Here is a 24,241-nt window from a genome sequence, read left to right on the forward strand (position 1 = left end):
CTTTCCCTAAAAATAAGGGTTAAGTGCGTCATAAAAATTAAATACTTTCGGAAGGTTTTCCTTCATTCCCATTAAAAAAAATTGACCAAATGGGCCAAGGAAAAAAATACTCATCACAACATTGAATAGCCTTCCAGGAAGCCAACCCAACGATAGGGGAGTAAAATGGATGGGCTATCTATGTTACCCAAGGCCATTTTCGAGTAAAATTGTAGAAAAAAATTCTTTTAATAGAATCCCCACTGGATTTTTAGAAAAATCTTGGCGATTTTAAATTGCCCAGCTCCTTGATGAAGTCGTAGCGCAAAATAATCTCAAAGGATCCATCATTAAAGGTTGCTTGTCCCAACTCTGTAGTTTCTTTGTCATAAGCCATTCCGATAAGGAATTTATTGGAGATATTGAAACCTACCATGGCACTTAATGCCGCATCCCAGCGATATGCTGCTCCAACTATAAATTTGTCATTGAGCATAAAATTGGCAGAAACGTCCACTTGCACAGGGGCACCTTGTACTATTTTCGTTAAAAGGGCAGGTTTAAATTTTAAATTGGTATTCAAATCGAACACATATCCTGTTATCAGATACAAATTCATCTGTTCCTTTGCTGTAGACAAAGCTTCGCCATCAAAATGTGTGGTCTGTAAAAATCGAGGCACCGACAAGCCCGCATAAAACTTCTCGGTATGATAGTATACACCAGCTCCGATATTGGGGGAGAATTTATTATCTACATCCTGTTGCAAAGTGGGGTCAGGTCCACCTGGGTTTGTATAATCCTGATTTAACTCGGAGAAACGTATATCCAGCATATGTGCACTGGCCTTTAAGCCAAAACTTAATCTACCTTCTTGGGAAGTATAGATGGTGTATGAAAAATCTCCGTCAAAATAAGTTTCGGAAGTGGGACCAATTTTATCGTTCACAATAGAAATACCCAAACCTACTCCCCTATACCCTATAGGGGAATGTAAATTTAAAGTCTGGGTAGTTGGGGCACCATCCAAACCTACCCATTGGGACCTATGTAATGCTGCAATACTGATATGGCCCCGGGAACCGGCATAGGCAGGGTTTACACTTACCGTATTGTACATATACTGGGTATATTGCGCATCCTGTTGGGACTGTACCGTGTTACTGACCAACATGGCTACAGCAAACAGGCACAACAACAACTGATTGGAATCTAGTATATTTTTTATAAGATTTGGCATCATCTATCTGTTTATGTATATGTATCCAGTAAGGGTCGTCATCTTTCCTCCGACGGATGGGGTATAATCCAATATATAGAAATAAGTTCCTACCGGCAATTGATTATCTTTTGCAACAGTTACCCTGCCTTCAGAAGTACCGTCGAAATAGTTGGAATCATTATTATAGGCTTTGGTGGCATAAACCAATACTCCCCAACGGTTATATATTTTGATGGTATTGTTTGGATAATTTTCAATTCCTCTTATGGTCAAGACATCATGGATACCATCATTATTTGGTGTTATCACATTAAACACTTCTACTCCTTGGTCCAGTACAATTAAATCTGAATCCAGATAATTCGGTATTCCATCCCCATCAAAATCGTCATTGGCGTAATTTCCATCCCCGTTTTCGTCTTCATCTATAGTAAGTATTCCATCATCGTCATCATCGTTATCCCTGAAATCTACTTCATCATCCCCATCGGTATTGGGTAGATCATTATAAGGATCATTAATTTCATCATTAACATCCGCGTCTATAGTTGTACTACCTTCATAACCGTCATCCAGACCATCATTATCCTTATCCGAACCAATATAAACTACATCCGGAATTCCGTCGTGGTCATGATCATGTCCTTCAATACTGTCCGGAACATTATCGTTATCACTATCCTCGTCCAAGTAATCTGGCAAACTATCCCCGTCCGTGTCTATTGGGAACAAGCCAAGATTTCCATTGTTTTCATAGGCATCGTCCAAACCATTATTGTTGGCGTCTACACCACTGGGCGGAATATAACCCAGGGTGGTTTGTGCTTCAACGTTATCCGGGATACCATCATTATCACTATCAATATCCAAGTAATCGGGTATGCCATCACCATCCGAATCCGTTGGATCTGTAGACGGATCATTATCACCATCCAAATTAAGATCTTCGAAACTGTCCAAAATTCCATCGTCATCACTGTCAATATCCACAATTCCAAGTGGATTAACCAATATATTGACGTTGGCCGAACTACAGTTTGACTGATCATCGCATATGGTGTATGTAAAAAGATCACTGCCCACATAACCATTGTTGGGAGTATATGTTACTGTATCATCCCTAAGATCATTAAGGGTACCATTATTATTAACTACTACGTTGCCATTGGATGGACTTGTGGTAGTTATGGTTCCCATGACAGGGATATCATTGTCGTTTACCAAAATATCAATATCCACGGGCATATTTTCCAAGGTAGCCACAGAATCATCAAAAGCATCAACAATTGGAAGTACGTCCACATCTACAGTAGCTGTACTACAATCTCCCAAAGAATTACAAATGGTATAGGTAAAGGTACTTGGACCATTGTAATTAGGATTTGGAACAAAAGTTATGATATCATCCGATGGATTATTCGGTGTGCTATTATCATTAATAAGAACGTTCCCGTTAAAGGGGTTTGACGTGGTCAAAATACCGGTAGTGGGTAAATTGCTATCATTATCAAAAATGGGTACTATCACAGATGAATCTTCATTAACGGTGATGTAATCACCCACTAAAACACTTGATTGCTGCAAACAAACCACAGTAAAATTCGGTAAGTCAAAGGAGTTTCCTGCTTTGGTAACGGTGGCGGTATAGCGCACTACACTCTGTGTGGCTATAACCGTAGGCCTAAGTTGATCCCCGCTAACGGCCGGAGACCAACTTATGGCGGCACTGGCACTTACATTATTGGATATATCCATTGTTACCTCATTATCCGGACTCGAGCAATCTGTTACTATAAAATAACCAGTAGCATTAGATCCACATAGAGTCCCGTCATAAGTTGCAAAATAAATCCCGGAAGAAGTTACCTCGTAAAAAAAATCGGTACCCAAAACTGTAGAAGTATCGGAAGCCTCATACCATTTGTAATTATGTTCATCGGTACTGTTGGGTGCCTGCAACAAAAACTGCGCATTGGCCCTATTAGCACCAAAGAATATGGTTACAAGGATGACAAAAAGAAATCTATATATGTGTTTTGGTTTCAAACTCCTGTTGTACCTAGTTGGTTTATATAAACTATTTTACTACAAATACTACGTTGATAAGCGAATTATAATCTGTTGGTGTTGCTATAACATCATAGGTCATTACCCCAAACTCATCTACGCTTACATTGGCAAACACTGTATTGTCATAAAAAGTGACATAGTAATAAAGATCAGTATTGGCATAGGTTGGTATGGCCCCTGGGGCTAAATTACTTGCTACCATTGGCGATCCAAACTGAGCCGTATATTGAGTATGCAGATTAATTGTCCTACCCGTGCCTGTTGAAGAGGCATCCACCGCAATGGAAGGAGGATAAAAGATATTAGGTCTTGTATTAGCAACCACATATGGAGTAGCAATACTACCATTCCCACTTACACTAATATCATTTCCTGCTGTTACAATAGTCTCTGTTCCATCCGCCGTAGGCACTGTAATGGTATTACCGCCAGTTATACTTAATTGATCGCCTGCAATACTCAATGTTTGATCATCTGTATTTAAAACAGATTTGTCTACCCACTCTACTGTACCCACGGCATCGGTAACCATTACCTTATCGTTACCTCCCGAGGCCATATCCTCTGTAAGGATGGTACCGTTCAAAATATTTTCTGTCTGAACGGCGTCATCGGCCAATTTAGCATTGGTAACCGCATCGGCGCCCAATTTGGCGGTTACTATGGAAAGATCCTCTACCTTGAAGGGATCCAAGGTTGTGCCCGCACCTGTAATCGTTACCTGGTCCGCAATAGCAGCAAAGCTCGATTTGTCGATCCACTCCACCGTTCCTACTGCATCCGTAACCAATACCTTATCGTTACCACCTGAGGAAATATCCTCTGTAAGGATGGTACCGTTCAAAATATTTTCTGTCTGGACCGCATTGTCCGCCAATTTAGCATTGGTAACCGCATCGGCACCAAGTTTCGCTGTTACTATGGAAAGGTCTTCAACCTTGAAAGGATCCAAAGTAGTACCTGCTCCGGTAATCGTTACCTGATCGGCAATAGCGGCAAAGCTCGACTTGTCGATCCACTCAACCGTTCCAACGGCATCCGTAACCAATACCTTGTCGTTGCCACCACTTAATATGTTTTCTGTCTGAACTGCATTGTCCGCCAATTTTGCATTGGTAACCGCGTCGGCCCCAAGTTTGGCAGTTACTATCGAAAGGTCCTCAACCTTGAAAGGATCCAAGGTTGTGCCAGCACCCGTAATGGTTACCTGATCGGCAATGGCCGCGAAGCTCGACTTATCGATCCACTCCACCGTTCCTACGGCATCCGTAACCAATACCTTGTCGTTGCCTCCTGAAGAAATATCCTCTGTTAAAATGGTCCCGTTCAATATATTCTCTGTCTGGACTGCATCGTCCGCCAATTTAGCATTGGTAACCGCATCGGCGCCCAATTTGGCGGTTACTATGGAAAGATCCTCTACCTTGAAGGGATCCAAAGTAGTGCCTGCTCCGGTAATCGTTACCTGATCGGCAATAGCGGCAAAGCTCGACTTGTCGATCCACTCAACCGTTCCAACGGCATCGGTAACCAATACCTTGTCGTTACCACCTGAAGAAATATCCTCTGTAAGGATAGTACCGTTTAATATATTCTCTGTCTGAACCGCATTGTCCGCCAATTTAGCATTGGTAACCGCATCGGCACCAAGTTTGGCGGTTACTATGGACAGGTCTTCCACCTTGAAAGGATCCAAAGAAGTACCTGCTCCGGTAATCGTTACCTGATCGGCAATGGCAGCAAAGCTGGATTTGTCGATCCACTCCACCGTTCCTACGGCATCCGTAACCAGAACCTTGTCGTTACCACCTGAGGAAATATCCTCTGTTAAAATGGTCCCGTTCAATATATTCTCTGTCTGGACCGCATTGTCCGCCAATTTAGCATTGGTCACCGCATCGGCACCAAGTTTCGCTGTTACTATAGAAAGGTCCTCTACCTTGAAGGGATCCAAAGTAGTACCTGCTCCTGTTATCGTTACCTGATCGGCAATAGCGGCAAAGCTCGACTTGTCGATCCACTCCACCGTTCCAACGGCATCCGTAACCAATACCTTGTCGTTGCCACCACTTAATATGTTTTCTGTCTGAACCGCGTTGTCTGCCAATTTTGCATTGGTCACTGCATCGGCACCCAATTTGGCGGTTACTATGGACAGGTCCTCCACCTTGAAAGGATCCAAAGTAGTACCTGCTCCGGTAATGGTTACCTGGTCCGCAATGGCAGCAAAGCTCGACTTGTCGATCCACTCCACCGTTCCAACGGCATCCGTAACCAATACCTTGTCGTTGCCACCACTTAATATGTTTTCTGTCTGAACTGCATTGTCCGCCAATTTTGCATTGGTAACCGCGTCGGCCCCAAGTTTGGCAGTTACTATCGAAAGGTCCTCAACCTTGAAAGGATCCAAGGTTGTGCCAGCACCCGTAATGGTTACCTGATCGGCAATGGCCGCGAAGCTCGACTTATCGATCCACTCCACCGTTCCTACGGCATCCGTAACCAATACCTTGTCGTTGCCTCCTGAAGAAATATCCTCTGTTAAAATGGTCCCGTTCAATATATTCTCTGTCTGGACTGCATCGTCCGCCAATTTAGCATTGGTAACCGCATCGGCGCCCAATTTGGCGGTTACTATGGAAAGATCCTCTACCTTGAAGGGATCCAAAGTAGTGCCTGCTCCGGTAATCGTTACCTGATCGGCAATAGCGGCAAAGCTCGACTTGTCGATCCACTCAACCGTTCCAACGGCATCGGTAACCAATACCTTGTCGTTACCACCTGAAGAAATATCCTCTGTAAGGATAGTACCGTTTAATATATTCTCTGTCTGAACCGCATTGTCCGCCAATTTAGCATTGGTAACCGCATCGGCACCAAGTTTGGCGGTTACTATGGACAGGTCTTCCACCTTGAAAGGATCCAAAGAAGTACCTGCTCCGGTAATCGTTACCTGATCGGCAATGGCAGCAAAGCTGGATTTGTCGATCCACTCCACCGTTCCTACGGCATCCGTAACCAGAACCTTGTCGTTACCACCTGAGGAAATATCCTCTGTTAAAATGGTCCCGTTCAATATATTCTCTGTCTGGACCGCATTGTCCGCCAATTTAGCATTGGTCACCGCATCGGCACCAAGTTTCGCTGTTACTATAGAAAGGTCCTCTACCTTGAAGGGATCCAAAGTAGTACCTGCTCCTGTTATCGTTACCTGATCGGCAATAGCGGCAAAGCTCGACTTGTCGATCCACTCCACCGTTCCAACGGCATCCGTAACCAATACCTTGTCGTTGCCACCACTTAATATGTTTTCTGTCTGAACCGCGTTGTCTGCCAATTTTGCATTGGTCACTGCATCGGCACCCAATTTGGCGGTTACTATGGACAGGTCCTCCACCTTGAAAGGATCCAAAGTAGTACCTGCTCCGGTAATGGTTACCTGGTCCGCAATGGCAGCAAAGCTCGACTTGTCGATCCACTCCACCGTTCCAACGGCATCCGTAACCAATACCTTGTCGTTGCCACCACTTAATATGTTTTCTGTCTGTACCGCATTGTCCGCCAACTTAGCATTGGTCACCGCATCGGCTCCCAATTTGGCCGTAACTATGGAAAGGTCCTCCACTTTGAAAGGATCCCCAGCAGTCCCGATTCCGGTAATCGTTACCTGATCCGCAATAGCGGCAAAGCTCGACTTGTCGAGCCACTCCACCGTTCCAACGGCATCCGTAACCAATACCTTGTCGTTGCCACCACTTAATATGTTTTCTGTCTGTACCGCATTGTCCGCCAACTTAGCATTGGTCACCGCATCGGCTCCCAATTTGGCGGTTACTATGGACAGGTCCTCCACCTTGAAAGGATCCAAAGTAGTACCTGCTCCGGTAATGGTTACCTGATCGGCAATGGCAGCAAAGCTCGACTTATCGATCCACTCCACCGTTCCTACGGCATCGGTAACCAGAACCTTGTCGTTGCCTCCACTTAATATGTTTTCTGTCTGAACCGCGTTGTCCGCCAATTTAGCATTGGTAACCGCATCGGCACCAAGTTTCGCCGTGACGATCGAAAGATCCTCAACCTTGAAAGGATCCAAGGTAGTACCTGCTCCGGTAATGGTTACCTGGTCCGCAATGGCAGCAAAGCTCGACTTATCGATCCACTCCACCGTTCCTACGGCATCGGTAACCAGAACCTTGTCGTTGCCTCCACTTAATATGTTTTCTGTCTGAACCGCGTTGTCCGCCAATTTAGCATTGGTAACCGCATCGGCACCAAGTTTGGCAGTTACTATCGAAAGGTCCTCAACCTTGAAAGGATCCAAGGTTGTGCCAGCACCCGTAATGGTTACCTGGTCTGCAATGGCAGCAAAGCTCGACTTGTCGATCCACTCCACCGTTCCAACCGCATCGGTAACCAAAACCTTGTCGTTGCCTCCACTTAATATGTTTTCTGTCTGAACCGCGTTATCGGCCAATTTAGCATTGGTAACCGCATCGGCCCCAAGTTTCGCAGTTACTATGGAAAGGTCTTCCACCTTGAAAGGATCCAAAGTAGTACCTGCTCCTGTAATCGTTACCTGATCCGCAATGGCTGCGAAGCTCGATTTGTCGATCCACTCCACCGTTCCAACTGCATCGGTAACCAATACCTTATCATTACCACCTGAAGAAATATCCTCTGTTAAAATGGTCCCGTTCAATATATTTTCTGTCTGAACCGCATTGTCCGCCAATTTAGCATTGGTAACCGCATCGGCACCAAGTTTGGCCGTAACTATCGAAAGGTCCTCTACCTTGAAGGGATCCAAAGTAGTACCTGCTCCGGTAATGGTTACCTGATCGGCAATGGCAGCAAAGCTCGACTTGTCGATCCACTCCACCGTTCCTACGGCATCCGTAACCAATACCTTGTCGTTGCCTCCACTTAATATGTTTTCTGTCTGTACCGCATTGTCCGCCAACTTAGCATTGGTCACCGCATCGGCTCCCAATTTGGCCGTAACTATGGAAAGGTCCTCTACCTTGAAGGGATCCAAAGTAGTACCTGCTCCTGTAATCGTTACCTGATCCGCAATGGCTGCGAAGCTCGACTTGTCGATCCACTCCACCGTTCCAACAGCATCCGTAACCAATACCTTGTCATTGCCACCAGAGGAAATATCCTCTGTTAAAATGGTCCCGTTCAATATATTTTCTGTCTGAACCGCATTGTCCGCCAATTTTGCATTGGTAACCGCATCGGCACCAAGTTTGGCGGTTACTATGGACAGGTCTTCCACCTTGAAAGGATCCAAAGAAGTACCTGCTCCGGTAATCGTTACCTGATCGGCAATGGCAGCAAAGCTCGACTTGTCGATCCACTCCACCGTTCCTACGGCATCCGTAACCAATACCTTGTCGTTGCCTCCACTTAATATGTTTTCTGTCTGAACTGCATCGTCCGCCAACTTAGCATTGGTCACCGCATCGGCACCAAGTTTGGCAGTTACTATCGAAAGGTCCTCAACCTTGAAAGGATCCAAGGTTGTGCCAGCACCCGTAATGGTTACCTGGTCTGCAATGGCAGCAAAGCTCGACTTGTCGATCCACTCCACTGTTCCAACGGCATCCGTAACCAATACCTTGTCGTTGCCACCACTTAATATGTTTTCTGTCTGTACCGCATTGTCCGCCAACTTAGCATTGGTCACCGCATCGGCTCCCAATTTGGCCGTAACTATGGAAAGGTCCTCTACCTTGAAGGGATCCAAAGTAGTACCTGCTCCTGTAATCGTTACCTGATCCGCAATGGCTGCGAAGCTCGACTTGTCGATCCACTCCACCGTTCCAACAGCATCCGTAACCAATACCTTGTCATTGCCACCAGAGGAAATATCCTCTGTTAAAATGGTCCCGTTCAATATATTTTCTGTCTGAACCGCATTGTCCGCCAATTTTGCATTGGTAACCGCATCGGCACCAAGTTTGGCGGTTACTATGGACAGGTCTTCCACCTTGAAAGGATCCAAAGTAGTACCTGCTCCGGTAATCGTTACCTGATCGGCAATAGCGGCAAAGCTCGACTTGTCGATCCACTCAACCGTTCCAACCGCATCCGTAACCAAAACCTTGTCGTTGCCTCCACTTAATATGTTTTCTGTCTGAACCGCATTGTCCGCCAATTTTGCATTGGTAACCGCATCGGCACCAAGTTTCGCTGTTACTATAGAAAGGTCCTCAACTTTGAAGGGATCCAAGGTTGTGCCAGCACCCGTAATGGTTACCTGATCGGCAATGGCCGCGAAGCTCGACTTGTCGATCCACTCAACCGTTCCAACCGCATCGGTAACCAATACCTTGTCGTTGCCTCCACTTAATATATTTTCTGTCTGAACCGCATTGTCCGCCAATTTTGCATTGGTAACCGCATCGGCACCAAGTTTGGCGGTTACTATGGACAGGTCTTCCACCTTGAAAGGATCCAAAGAAGTACCTGCTCCGGTAATCGTTACCTGATCGGCAATAGCGGCAAAGCTCGACTTGTCGATCCACTCCACCGTTCCAACGGCATCGGTAACCAGAACCTTATCATTTCCTCCACTTAATATGTTTTCTGTCTGAACCGCGTTATCGGCCAATTTTGCATTAGTAACCGCATCGGCAGCCAATTCGGTAGTTCCCACGGCTCCGGCAGCTATCTCCAAGGTAACATCTCCCAATAGAGCATTGGCATCACCCCCTACGGTTAGATCCGACGAAGTAATGTTACCATCCCCAGTGATTGCTGTTCCGTCAACTTCCAATGCTCCCGTGGCTACGTTCTGTACCAGTCCACTTCCTGCAACGTCGGAATTGATCTTGGCAGCCGTTACGGCATCATCGGCCAGTTCATTCGCCGTAATACCTCCAGTGGCCACGTCCAATGTATAAGGACTTACTGTTGTACCTGCGCCTGAACGGATTAAAGTTCCATCTGTTGCGTTTGTTACCTCGTTGCCAATTACACCGTCATTTTCGGTAACGGTCACAGAACCTAAATCTACTAGAATCCAGTCGGTCCCATCCCATTGCATTACCTGCCCAGAGACAGTACCATCAGCGATGTTTTCCAATTGCACCGCATCATCGGCCAATTTAGCATTGGTAACCGCATCGGCAGCAAGTTTCGCTGTTACTATGGAAAGGTCCTCTACCTTGAAAGGATCCAAAGTAGTACCTGCTCCGGTTATTGTTACCTGATCTGCCAAAACAGCAAAGCTGGACTTGTCCACCCAAACAACTGTTCCAACGGCATCCGTAACCAATACCTTATCGTTACCACCTGAGGAAATATCCTCTGTAAGGATGGTACCGTTCAAAATATTTTCTGTCTGAACCGCGTTGTCGGCCAATTTAGCATTGGTAACCGCATCGGCACCAAGTTTCGCTGTTACTATGGAAAGGTCTTCCACCTTGAAAGGGTCCAAAGTAGTACCTGCTCCGGTAATCGTTACCTGATCGGCAATAGCAGCAAAGCTCGATTTGTCGATCCACTCCACTGTTCCAACCGCATCGGTAACCAATACCTTGTCGTTGCCTCCACTTAATATGTTTTCTGTCTGAACTGCATTGTCTGCCAATTTTGCATTGGTAACCGCGTCGGCCCCAAGTTTGGCAGTTACTATCGAAAGGTCCTCAACCTTGAAAGGATCCAAGGTTGTGCCAGCACCCGTAATGGTTACCTGATCGGCAATGGCCGCGAAGCTCGACTTAGCGATCCACTCCACCGTTCCTACGGCATCCGTAACCAATACCTTGTCGTTGCCTCCTGAAGAAATATCCTCTGTTAAAATGGTCCCGTTCAATATATTCTCTGTCTGGACTGCATCGTCCGCCAATTTAGCATTGGTAACCGCATCGGCACCAAGTTTCGCTGTTACTATGGAAAGGTCCTCCACCTTGAAAGGATCCAAGGTTGTGCCCGCACCCGTAATGGTTACCTGATCGGCAATGGCAGCAAAGCTCGACTTGTCGATCCACTCAACCGTTCCAACCGCATCGGTAACCAATACCTGGTCGTTGCCTCCACTTAATATGTTTTCTGTCTGAACCGCGTTGTCCGCCAATTTAGCATTGGTAACCGCATCTGCGCCAAGTTTCGCTGTTACTATCGACAGGTCCTCTACTTTGAAGGGATCCAAAGTAGTACCTGCCCCGGTAATCGTTACCTGGTCCGCAATGGCCGCGAAGCTCGACTTGTCGATCCACTCCACCGTTCCAACCGCATCCGTAACCAAAACCTTGTCGTTGCCTCCACTTAATATGTTTTCTGTCTGAACTGCATTGTCCGCCAATTTTGCATTGGTCACCGCATCGGCACCAAGTTTCGCTGTTACTATAGAAAGGTCTTCCACCTTAAAGGGATCCAAAGTAGTACCTGCTCCGGTAATCGTTATCTGATCGGCAATAGCAGCAAAGCTCGACTTGTCGATCCACTCCACCGTTCCTACGGCATCCGTAACCAGAACCTTGTCGTTACCACCTGAGGAAATATCCTCTGTTAAAATGGTCCCGTTCAATATATTCTCTGTCTGGACCGCATTGTCCGCCAATTTAGCATTGGTCACCGCATCGGCCCCTAGTTTGGCTGTGACGATCGAAAGATCCTCAACCTTGAAGGGATCCAAGGTTGTGCCAGCACCCGTAATGGTTACCTGGTCTGCAATGGCAGCAAAGCTCGACTTGTCGATCCATTCCACTGTACCCACGGCATCGGTAACCAAAACCTTATCATTGCCACCACTTAATATATTTTCTGTCTGAACCGCGTTATCGGCCAATTTAGCATTGGTAACCGCATCGGCCCCAAGTTTCGCTGTTACTATGGAAAGGTCTTCCACCTTGAAAGGATCCAAAGTAGTACCTGCTCCTGTAATCGTTACCTGGTCGGCAATGGCAGCAAAGCTCGACTTGTCGATCCACTCCACCGTTCCAACAGCATCCGTAACCAATACCTTGTCATTGCCACCAGAGGAAATATCCTCTGTTAGGATGGTTCCGTTCAATATATTTTCTGTTTGAACTGCATTGTCTGCCAACTTAGCGTTGGTCACCGCATCAGCCCCAAGTTTCGCTGTAACGATGGAAAGGTCTTCCACCTTAAAAGGATCTAAAGTAGTACCAACTCCGGTAATCGTTACCTGATCGGCAATGGCATCGAAGCTCGACTTGTCCACCCAGGCTACTGTTCCTACTGCATCCGTAACCATAACCTTATCGTTACCACCTGAGGAAATATCCTCTGTTAAAATGGTACCGTTCAATATATTTTCTGTCTGAACCGCGTCATCGGCCAATTTTGCATTGGTCACGGCATCAGCTCCAAGTTTCGCTGTTACTATGGAAAGGTCCTCTACCTTAAAAGGATCCAAGGTAGTTCCAATACCTGTTATAGTAACTTGATCCGCGATGGCATCGAAGCTCGACTTGTCCACCCAGGCTACTGTTCCTACTGCATCCGTAACCATAACCTTATCGTTACCACCTGAGGAAATATCCTCTGTTAAAATGGTCCCGTTCAATATATTCTCTGTCTGAACCGCGTCATCGGCCAATTTTGCATTGGTAACAGCATCATCGCCCAATTTTATGGTAGTCACTGCTCCATCGGCTAGTTTTGCCGTAACGATGGAAAGATCCTCTACTTTAAATGGATCCAAAGCAGTGCCAACTCCTGTTATAGTAACTTGATCCGCGATGGCATCGAAGCTCGACTTGTCCACCCAGGCTACCGTTCCTACTGCATCGGTAACCAAAACCTTATCGTTACCTCCAGAGGAAATATCCTCTGTTAAAATGGTACCGTTCAATATGTTTTCTGTCTGAACCGCGTTGTCTGCCAATTTTGCATTGGTCACTGCATCGGCACCCAATTTGGCGGTTACTATGGACAGGTCCTCCACCTTGAAAGGATCCAAAGTAGTACCTGCTCCGGTAATGGTTACCTGGTCCGCAATGGCAGCAAAGCTCGACTTGTCGATCCACTCCACCGTTCCAACGGCATCCGTAACCAATACCTTGTCGTTGCCACCACTTAATATGTTTTCTGTCTGAACTGCATTGTCCGCCAATTTTGCATTGGTAACCGCGTCGGCCCCAAGTTTGGCAGTTACTATCGAAAGGTCCTCAACCTTGAAAGGATCCAAAGTAGTACCTGCTCCGGTAATCGTTACCTGGTCCGCAATGGCCGCGAAGCTCGACTTATCGATCCACTCCACTGTACCCACGGCATCCGTAACCAATACCTTGTCATTGCCACCAGAGGAAATATCCTCTGTTAAAATGGTACCGTTCAATATATTTTCTGTCTGGACCGCATTGTCCGCCAATTTAGCATTGGTAACCGCATCGGCACCAAGTTTCGCTGTTACTATGGAAAGATCCTCTACTTTGAAGGGATCCAAAGTAGTACCTGCTCCGGTAATCGTTACTTGATCGGCAATGGCCGCGAAGCTCGACTTGTCGATCCACTCAACCGTTCCAACGGCATCCGTAACCAATACTTTGTCGTTGCCTCCACTTAATATGTTTTCTGTCTGAACTGCATTGTCCGCCAATTTTGCATTGGTAACCGCATCGGCACCAAGTTTGGCCGTAACTATCGAAAGGTCCTCTACCTTGAAGGGATCCAAAGTAGTACCTGCTCCGGTAATCGTTACCTGGTCCGCAATGGCCGCGAAGCTCGACTTATCGATCCACTCCACTGTACCCACGGCATCCGTAACCAATACCTTGTCATTGCCACCAGAGGAAATATCCTCTGTTAAAATGGTACCGTTCAATATATTTTCTGTCTGGACCGCATTGTCCGCCAATTTAGCATTGGTAACCGCATCGGCACCAAGTTTCGCTGTTACTATGGAAAGATCCTCTACTTTGAAGGGATCCAAAGTAGTACCTGCTCCGGTAATCGTTACTTGATCGGCAATGGCCGCGAAGCTCGACTTGTCGATCCACTCAACCGTTCCAACGGCATCCGTAACCAATACTTTGTCGTTGCCTCCACTTAATATGTTTTCTGTCTGAACCGCGTTGTCCGCCAATTTAGCATTGGTAACCGCATCGGCACCAAGTTTCGCCGTGACGATCGAAAGATCCTCAACCTTGAAAGGATCCAAGGTAGTACCTGCTCCGGTAATGGTTACCTGGTCCGCAATGGCAGCAAAGCTCGACTTGTCGATCCACTCCACCGTTCCTACGGCATCGGTAACCAGAACCTTGTCGTTGCCTCCACTTAATATGTTTTCTGTCTGAACCGCGTTGTCCGCCAATTTAGCATTGGTAACCGCATCGGCACCAAGTTTGGCAGTTACTATCGAAAGGTCCTCAACCTTGAAAGGATCCAAGGTTGTGCCAGCACCCGTAATGGTTACCTGGTCTGCAATGGCAGCAAAGCTCGACTTGTCGATCCACTCCACTGTTCCAACGGCATCCGTAACCAATACCTTGTCGTTGCCACCACTTAATATGTTTTCTGTCTGAACTGCATTGTCCGCCAATTTTGCATTGGTAACCGCGTCGGCCCCAAGTTTGGCAGTTACTATCGAAAGGTCCTCAACCTTGAAAGGATCCAAGGTTGTGCCAGCACCCGTAATGGTTACCTGATCGGCAATGGCCGCGAAGCTCGACTTATCGATCCACTCCACCGTTCCTACGGCATCCGTAACCAATACCTTGTCGTTGCCTCCACTTAATATGTTTTCTGTCTGTACCGCGTTATCGGCCAATTTTGCATTGGTAACCGCATCGGCAGCCAATTCGGTAGTTCCCACGGCTCCGGCAGCTATCTCCAAGGTAACATCTCCCAATAGAGCATTAGCATCACCCCCTACGGTTAGATCCGAGGAAGTAATGTTACTATCACCAGTGATTGCTGTTCCGTCAACTTCCAATGCTCCCGTGGCTACGTTCTGTACCAGTCCGCTTCCTGCAACGTTGGAATTGATCTTGGCAGCCGTTACGGCATCATCGGCCAGTTCATTCGCCGTAATTCCGCTTGCAGCTACATCCAATGTATATGGATCAGCATTAGTTCCTGATCCGGAACGTACTAATGTAGCATCTGTCGCATTTAAGATTTCATTTCCAATCACACCATCCACTTCTGTTACCGTCACAGAACCTAAATCAATTAGAATCCAGTCGGTCCCATCCCATTGCATTACCTGCCCGGAGACAGTACCATCAGCTATATTTTCCAATTGCACCGCATCATCGGCCAATTTAGCATTGGTCACCGCATCAGGGCCAAGTTTCGTTGTTACTATGGAAAGGTCCTCAACTTTGAAAGGATCCAAAGTAGTACCTGCTCCGGTTATTGTTACCTGATCTGCCAAAACAGCAAAGCTGGACTTGTCCACCCAAACAACTGTTCCAACGGCATCCGTAACCAATACCTTATCGTTACCACCTGAGGAAATATCCTCTGTAAGGATGGTACCGTTCAAAATATTTTCTGTCTGAACCGCGTTGTCGGCCAATTTAGCATTGGTAACCGCATCGGCACCAAGTTTCGCTGTTACTATGGAAAGGTCTTCCACCTTGAAAGGATCCAAAGAAGTACCTGCTCCGGTAATCGTTACCTGATCGGCAATAGCGGCAAAGCTCGACTTGTCGATCCACTCCACTGTTCCAACCGCATCGGTAACCAGAACCTTGTCGTTGCCTCCACTTAATATGTTTTCTGTCTGTACCGCGTTATCGGCCAATTTTGCATTGGTAACCGCATCGGCAGCCAATTCGGTAGTTCCCACGGCTCCGGCAGCTATCTCCAAGGTAACATCTCCCAATAGAGCATTAGCATCACCCCCTACGGTTAGATCCGAGGAAGTAATGTTACCATCACCAGTGATTGCTGTTCCGTCAACTTCCAATGCTCCCGTGGCTACGTTCTGTACCAGTCCGCTTCCTGCAACGTTGGAATTGATCTTGGCAGCCGTTACGGCATCATCGGCCAGTTCATTCGCCGTAATTCCGCTTGCAGCTACATCCAATGTATATGGATCAGCATTAGTTCCTGATCCGGAACGTACTAATGTAGCATCTGTCGCATTTAAGATTTCATTTCCAATCACACCATCCACTTCTGTTACCGTCACAGAACCTAAATCAATTAGAATCCAGTCGGTCCCATCCCATTGCATTACCTGCCCGGAGACAGTACCATCAGCTATATTTTCCAATTGCACCGCATCATCGGCCAATTTAGCATTGGTCACCGCATCAGGGCCAAGTTTCGTTGTTACTATGGAAAGGTCCTCTACTTTGAAGGGATCCAAGGTTGTGCCAGCGCCCGTAATCGTAACCTGATCTGCCAAAACAGCGAAGCTGGACTTGTCCACCCAAACCACTGTTCCTACCGCATCGGTAACTAAAACTTTATCGTTACCTCCGCTCAATATGTTTTCCGTCTGAACCGCATTGTCCGCCAACTTAGCGTTGGTCACTGCATCGGCTCCAAGTTTAGCTGTAACGATGGAAAGATCCTCCACCTTGAAGGGATCCAAAGTAGTACCTGCTCCGGTAATCGTTACCTGATCGGCAATGGCAGCAAAGCTCGACTTATCAACCCAGACCACCGTTCCTACTGCATCCGTAACCATAACCTTATCGTTACCTCCTGAGGAAATATCCTCTGTTAGGATGGTTCCGTTCAATATATTTTCTGTTTGAACTGCATTGTCTGCCAACTTAGCGTTGGTCACCGCATCAGCCCCAAGTTTCGCTGTAACGATGGAAAGGTCTTCCACCTTAAAAGGATCTAAAGTAGTACCAACTCCGGTAATCGTTACCTGATCGGCAATGGCATCGAAGCTCGACTTGTCCACCCAGGCTACTGTTCCTACTGCATCCGTAACCATAACCTTATCGTTACCACCTGAGGAAATATCCTCTGTTAAAATGGTACCGTTCAATATATTTTCTGTCTGAACCGCGTCATCGGCCAATTTTGCATTGGTCACGGCATCAGCTCCAAGTTTCGCTGTTACTATGGAAAGGTCCTCTACCTTAAAAGGATCCAAGGTAGTTCCAATACCTGTTATAGTAACTTGATCCGCGATGGCATCGAAGCTCGACTTGTCCACCCAGGCTACTGTTCCTACTGCATCCGTAACCATAACCTTATCGTTACCACCTGAGGAAATATCCTCTGTTAAAATGGTCCCGTTCAATATATTCTCTGTCTGAACCGCGTCATCGGCCAATTTTGCATTGGTAACAGCATCATCGCCCAATTTTATGGTAGTCACTGCTCCATCGGCTAGTTTTGCCGTAACGATGGAAAGATCCTCTACTTTAAATGGATCCAAAGCAGTGCCAACTCCTGTTATAGTAACTTGATCCGCGATGGCATCGAAGCTCGACTTGTCCACCCAGGCTACCGTTCCTACTGCATCGGTAACCAAAACCTTATCGTTACCTCCAGAGGAAATATCCTCTGTTAAAATGGTACCGTTCAATATGTTTTCTGTCTGAACTGCATCGTCCGCCAATTTTGCATTGGTAACCGCATCATCACCCAATTTTATGGTAGTTACCGCACCATCGGCCAGTTTGGCGGTTACTATGGAAAGATCCTCTACTTTAAATGGATCCAAGGTAGTACCAACTCCGGTAATTGTTACCTGATCCGCAATGGCATCGAAGCTCGACTTGTCCACCCAAGCTACCGTTCCTACTGCATCTGTAACCAAAACCTTATCGTTACCCCCACTTAATATATTTTCTGTCTGAACCGCATCATCGGCCAATTTTGCATTGGTAACCGCATCATCACCCAATTTTAAGGTAGTCACCGCACCATCGGCCAGTTTGGCCGTTACTATCGAAAGATCCTCAACCTTGAAAGGATCCAAGGTAGTTCCAATACCTGTTATAGTAACTTGATCCGCGATGGCATCGAAGCTCGACTTGTCTACCCAGGCTACAGTTCCTACTGCATCAGTAATCATAACCTTATCGTTACCTCCAGAAGAAATATCCTCTGTAAGGATAGTTCCGTTCAAAATATTCTCTGTCTGAACTGCATCGTCTGCCAATTTAGCATTGGTCACGGCATCAGCTCCAAGTTTAGCTGTTACTATGGAAAGGTCTTCCACCTTAAAAGGATCCAAGGTAGTACCCACTCCGGTAATCGTTACCTGATCGGCAATGGCATCGAAGCTCGACTTGTCAACCCAGGCCACTGTACCCACTGCATCGGTTACTAAAACTTTATCGTTACCACCTGAAGAAATATCCTCTGTAAGGATAGTCCCGTTCAATATATTTTCTGTCTGAACTGCATCATCGGACAATTTAGAATTGGTCACGGCATCATCACCCAATTTTATAGTAGTCACCGCACCATCGGCCAGTTTGGCCGTTACTATGGAAAGGTCCTCAACCTTGAAAGGATCCAAGGTAGTTCCAACTCCTGTTATAGTAACTTGGTCAGCAATGGCATCGAAGCTCGACTTGTCCACCCAGGCTACTGTTCCTACTGCATCCGTAACCAGAACCTTATCATTACCACCACTTAATATGTTTTCTGTCTGAACAGCGTTATCGGCCAATTTTGCATTGGTAACAGCATCATCGCCCAATTTTATGGTAGTCACCGCTCCATCGGCCAGTTTGGCCGTTACTATGGAAAGGTCCTCCACCTTGAAAGGATCCAAAGTAGTACCAACTCCGGTAATCGTTACCTGGTCGGCAATGGCATCGAAGCTCGACTTGTCCACCCAGGCTACCGTTCCTACTGCATCTGTAACCAAAACTTTATCGTTACCTCCGCTTAATATATTTTCTGTTTGAACTGCATCATCGGCCAATTTTGCATTGGTAACCGCATCATCACCCAATTTTATGGTAGTCACCGCACCATCGGCCAGTTTGGCCGTTACTATGGAAAGGTCCTCTACCTTGAAAGGATCCAAGGTAGTGCCAACTCCTGTTATAGTAACTTGATCCGCGATGGCATCGAAGCTCGACTTGTCAACCCAGGCCACTGTACCCACTGCATCGGTTACTAAAACTTTATCGTTACCACCTGAAGAAATATCCTCTGTAAGGATAGTCCCGTTCAATATATTTTCTGTCTGAACTGCATCATCGGCCAACTTAGCATTGGTCACGGCATCATCGCCCAATTTTATGGTAGTCACCGCTCCATCGGCTAGTTTTGCCGTAACGATGGAAAGATCCTCTACTTTAAATGGATCCAAAGCAGTGCCAACTCCTGTTATAGTAACTTGATCCGCGATGGCATCGAAGCTCGACTTGTCCACCCAGGCTACCGTTCCTACTGCATCGGTAACCAAAACCTTATCGTTACCTCCAGAGGAAATATCCTCTGTTAAAATGGTACCGTTCAATATGTTTTCTGTCTGAACTGCATCGTCCGCCAATTTTGCATTGGTAACCGCATCATCACCCAATTTTATGGTAGTTACCGCACCATCGGCCAGTTTGGCGGTTACTATGGAAAGATCCTCTACTTTAAATGGATCCAAGGTAGTACCAACTCCGGTAATTGTTACCTGATCCGCAATGGCATCGAAGCTCGACTTGTCCACCCAAGCTACCGTTCCTACTGCATCTGTAACCAAAACCTTATCGTTACCCCCACTTAATATATTTTCTGTCTGAACCGCATCATCGGCCAATTTTGCATTGGTAACCGCATCATCACCCAATTTTAAGGTAGTCACCGCACCATCGGCCAGTTTGGCCGTTACTATCGAAAGATCCTCAACCTTGAAAGGATCCAAGGTAGTTCCAATACCTGTTATAGTAACTTGATCCGCGATGGCATCGAAGCTCGACTTGTCTACCCAGGCTACAGTTCCTACTGCATCAGTAATCATAACCTTATCGTTACCTCCAGAAGAAATATCCTCTGTAAGGATAGTTCCGTTCAAAATATTCTCTGTCTGAACTGCATCGTCTGCCAATTTAGCATTGGTCACGGCATCAGCTCCAAGTTTAGCTGTTACTATGGAAAGGTCTTCCACCTTAAAAGGATCCAAATTAGTACCCACTCCGGTAATCGTTACCTGATCGGCAATGGCATCGAAGCTAGACCTGTCAACCCAGGCCACTGTACCCACTGCATCGGTTACTAAAACTTTATCGTTACCACCTGAAGAAATATCCTCTGTAAGGATAGTCCCGTTCAATATATTTTCTGTCTGCACTGCATCATCGGCCAACTTAGCGTTGGTCACTGCGTCTGCTCCAAGTTTCGCTGTTACTATGGAAAGATCTTCTACCTTAAAGGGATCCAAGGTAGTACCAACTCCAGTAATCGTTATTTGGTCGGCAATGGCGGTAAAGCTGGATCTGTTTACCCATGCCACTGTTCCAATTGCATCCGTAACCAATACCTGATCCGTACCACCACTTAATATGTTTTCTGTCTGTACTGCATTATTCGCCAATTTTGCATTGGTAACCGCATCATCTCCAATTTCCAATACTACGTCACCTAACAAGGCATTTACGTCTCCACTCACATCAATGGTAGTGGATGTAATATTACCATCACCTGTAAGATTACTTAGATCGGCATTAAAAGTCCCTCCATTCTCAAGGGTAAGTGTCAACTGATTGTTAACGGGATTAAAGCTAAATACCTGAAGTTGCAGACTATCCGTAGATGTTAATTCCCAGGAGTCCCCGTCCCAAAAATATATAGTACCTGTATTTGTGTTTACATATATATCTCCAACATCGGCACCAGTAGGTGTTGTTGATCCAGGTGCAGTAACAAGTGTACCGCTAAGCACCTCACAATTACACTGGTCTTCCAAATTTACTGTAGTTTGCGCCATAGCAAATCCAGAAATTAGAAATATGATTAATAAAATCCCCTTCTTCATAATTAATACTTTACTTAGGTTGGTTGCTATTGGTTTAGTTTTTCCCCACATCTGTACAAAACTGATGTAACCGAATTAAACCGACCTATAACACCATACAAAATTAGCCGTATACATGGCAGAGAGAAATAAATGTTGTGTAACCCTATATTTGTATTGTCTATACCTCGATACTTGAGGTTTTGAATTATTCCAAGACCTGTTTCCAGGTGATTTCACTCGTCGATTATCCCAATAACAGCAACACTTTCCGAATATAGAGTGTAGGAAAAATCGGTGAATTGGTACATTTCAAAATGGTATAAATTCACTAATTCTTTTCAACCTTATGGGCTATTTTTTTATAGATTTTGAGGATATTTTATTTTTGAAAGACTGAAAAATGTAAACTCTTGAAAGATGGAAGAAACATATGGAAAGTAGTACTCAAAACAACACCAAAAAGCTAACAAAAATCTGTTTATCAGCTCTTTAATGTATTTTTTTTTCGAAATAAAAATGCACTCTGAATCCGTGTCTTTTGATTTCGAGAATTCCATTCAGCATAAAAATTCTAAGTGAATTCTTTCCGAAGCGACTCCCTTGGACCGAGTTTTGTTTTTTAGGGAGCTTATTGCTACATACCAACTAGTTTAAATAAATACCATTTGTCGACTGCCAAACTGTACAATGATTTTTGTCCAATTATTGTTTTATGAAAGTCCCTATTAGATTAACTGTTGTAAAAATTAAATTGGTTTAACCCTGTATGTAATTCTTCTTTTAGTGATAAGGGTACAACCCTTAATCAAACTTTTGGGAGAAAACTCCGAAGTACAATAGGAACGCTTGCCCCATATTATTTCGTTATAACAAAACATGAATTGTCAAATTAAACTACTTTAATTAGCTATTATTTTAATTTTTATTTACCCGATAAGTGATTTTCCTATTGGAAATTACATTTCTAACCAAAACTGTTAAAATCGCTGCAGTAGATATTTCTGATGATGGACATGATAACGAAGTATTGGATGCTATAACGCGATACTGAAATCCGGAATAATTTATGTCATTTTCATTTATAGTCAAAGTCCCTGTATCTGTTCCTGAATAGACCACTCCATTGTTAATATTAGAAAAACTCAATCCATTATCAGAGCTTACCTGCCATTGAAAAGTATCTGCATTATCCGCACTGACAGTGAAAACACCGGTATCGCCTGCAAAAATTGTAATATCGGAGGGCTGTGTATTAAAAGCAACGACACCTATAACATTCAGTAATCCTGGGTTAGAAATAATAGGTGGACAAGAGTTTGCAGATGTGGATGCCAGCAGCCTATATAATTGACCGTCCATACTTGTATCTGTGGAATTTAGTGTTAAATTAGATGAAGTAGCTCCTGAGTAAATACCGCCATCCATTATATTCAAGTATGTACTACCGTTATCCGTGCTTAGTTGCCATTGAAAAGTATCAGCATTGGAGGAACTCGCACTAAAGCTCGCCAGATCTCCATCACATACTGCCTCATCATTTGGCTGTGTCGTTATTGAAACCAGGCCATCAGAATTTATAGTTATAGTAGTTGCATCTGCAGGATCAGGAGTACAACCAGGCAATGGGGCAATATTCAATGAATAATCTCCTGGAGTGTCTATGTCCACACTTTTCAGATATACCCCCGATTTAGAGGTAGTACCATCCGGAAATGTCACCCCCGGACTTAAGGAGGTCCAATAGTACTCCGCAATGACCGAATCAAAATTGGCCTCTAAGGTCAATGTCTCATTAGACACACAACCACTAAAGTTTCCAGGATCCACAATACTAGTATCCAACTGACCGCTTGAGGAACCGCCCAAAAAATCGTAAGGTCCGGCAAAATCGGATAATGAAGAAGTAAAAGATGCGGAAGATCTTGTTTTAACCAATACAGAGCTAAATGGGGAATCGCACGCTGCACCTGGTCCAAATAAGGTTCTGGGATCAAACCCAATTCCTGTAAAATTGATTCCAATTTCCGCGAAAGCCTCTTGCTCATATTGTGTTGCAGGGGAAAGCCCTGTTGCATATGTACCCCATGGGGGGGCAGTGCTAGCAACTGTATTTACCCTACTAAAGGTATTGCCTGCAAAATTGATACTGGCATATCCATAGACAGATCCATTGGAAGCACCATCAAATGCCGTATAGTTAAAACCTCTATTTAATAGATAGTTCGTCCTTGAGACCCAAACACGTACCTCAATAGCAGATACACCACTTCCCGAAAAGGCAAACCCTACTACCACGTCACCTATTTGGGTTGTATTTCCCAGGGCATCAAACTGCCATGCTGTGTGTCCTTCGTTGACTCCCACATTTGTGAAATTGCCACCTGAAACCAATAAACGTCGGACATATAATTCAAAATCAATGAAACGGGCACCATTAGCTTTTAAAGTAGAAACTCCTAAATTAACCCATAAATCGTCTCCGGTATTGGTACCGTTCCTCCTCATATGTACGTAGGAATCCACAATATCTACATTTGATGTCAAGGAGGATTCTGAGATATTCCATTGTGTGGCAGGATTTTGAGCATTTTTAGAACCGCCACCAAAGGTTGTTTTGTCTTTATTGGAATTCCCTTCACTAATATAGTCATGCCCAAAACGTGCCGCATACCAAATATACCCATTGGGGGATGAAAAATTATTTATACTCATCCTTGTATCGAAGGGAGTATTAGATGATGAATTGATTATATTTTGGAAAATTGATAACTGACTTTGATCAATAACCCCCATTCCTGAAGCCCCTGTAAACCAATCATCAGTGTTTGCGTTTGTAGTCCCTGACATTAGATCAGCCTCCAAACCAAAATTCGCACCAACTCCTGGATTCTGTTGTGAGTTTCCAATAAAGGCCATTAAAATAAAAACACAAAGTATGATTATCCTAACCTTAAAAGCGATATAAAAGTTTCTATTGAGCATTATATTCCAAAAACCCAAATTTAAACGGAACAAACCAAGTAGACCTATAATTGTTGTGAAACACCAAAAAACTGTAGTTTACGCTAACTTTCGAAAGATTTATGTATAAAACCAACAAGTATTTT

At 45.1% G+C, this 24,241-nt stretch carries 4 protein-coding genes; all 4 read right to left on the reverse strand.

From position 1 onward, the window contains the following. Positions 1–250: 250 nt before the first annotated feature. The gene (locus U735_RS0116120) at positions 251–1,219 is read right to left on the reverse strand and encodes a PorP/SprF family type IX secretion system membrane protein (protein WP_093980720.1); all 969 of its coding nucleotides are present in this window, start codon (positions 1,217–1,219) and stop codon (positions 251–253) included. A gap of 3 nt (positions 1,220–1,222) precedes the next feature. Beyond that, complete coding sequence (locus U735_RS0116125; protein ID WP_031444816.1) at positions 1,223–3,247, reverse strand: T9SS type B sorting domain-containing protein; 2,025 nt, start codon at positions 3,245–3,247, stop codon at positions 1,223–1,225. Between the two features lie 31 nt (positions 3,248–3,278). After that, positions 3,279–21,152 (reverse strand): beta strand repeat-containing protein, encoded by a 17,874-nt coding sequence (locus tag U735_RS0116130; protein WP_157365028.1) that lies wholly within the window; start codon positions 21,150–21,152, stop codon positions 3,279–3,281. A gap of 897 nt (positions 21,153–22,049) precedes the next feature. Then, complete coding sequence (locus U735_RS0116135) at positions 22,050–24,116, reverse strand: immunoglobulin domain-containing family protein (protein ID WP_031444818.1); 2,067 nt, start codon at positions 24,114–24,116, stop codon at positions 22,050–22,052. Positions 24,117–24,241: the final 125 nt, after the last annotated feature.

It is taken from the genome of Arenibacter algicola (assembly GCF_000733925.1).
Classification (GTDB): domain Bacteria; phylum Bacteroidota; class Bacteroidia; order Flavobacteriales; family Flavobacteriaceae; genus Arenibacter; species Arenibacter algicola.